1 protein-coding gene is annotated in these 613 nt (G+C 47.6%); it reads right to left on the minus strand.

Annotated elements, in window-relative coordinates; translation table 11 throughout:
- On the minus strand, positions 1–438 hold a 438-nt coding region (locus ACFIMP_RS09905; protein WP_375686350.1), incomplete at its 3' end, for a phage tail protein.
- Positions 439–613 lie beyond the last annotated feature (175 nt).

A 613-nucleotide genomic window follows, 5' to 3' on the forward strand; every position in this document is an offset into this window, starting at 1 on the left:
TTGTCTCTCTTGGTATTGTCCTTGTGGTTTTCCGCCATTAAAAAAGGGCAAGAGCGTAATGGAATAGCGGATGCGCTGGGATTGACCAGAGCGACTGATATAGTCGTGGTCTTTATTGATCGTGGTGATTACTACGGGTCCATGGAGAAGGACACTATAGGTCGTATCATTGATCCAACGAAGCATCTGAACCGGCTTTGCTCTTCGGATAGTTGTAGTGATGGCATCAATGGCTACACGGTCACCAAATTCTTCTGGAAACCAAACCCCATGAATGGTTTTTGCATCATTGCCATAGCCGGTAAATTGCAAACTGGGTGCCTTGCCAAAACGCTCCATACAAACCCATGAGGCAGAAAACTCTTCTTCAAAAGATTGGAAATTTAGCCAGTCCACATAAAATTGATGCGGACCTAACATCATCAAAGGATCTCTCATAGGCTCCCTCCCCTTGATTGTGTCATTACTCTGTCCCGCCATGCAGCGCATTAGCGCGTGCCCGTTGCAAAGCATGGGCAACCGCACGACCAGTGGCCATGGGTTCACGCGCCCCATTAACATGCACTGTGACATTTTGATTGTGTGTGATGGGGGAACGGTCTTTGTCTCTTTG

This window comes from Bartonella sp. AP65SXKL, assembly GCF_042195725.1.
Taxonomy (GTDB): Bacteria; Pseudomonadota; Alphaproteobacteria; order Rhizobiales; family Rhizobiaceae; genus Bartonella.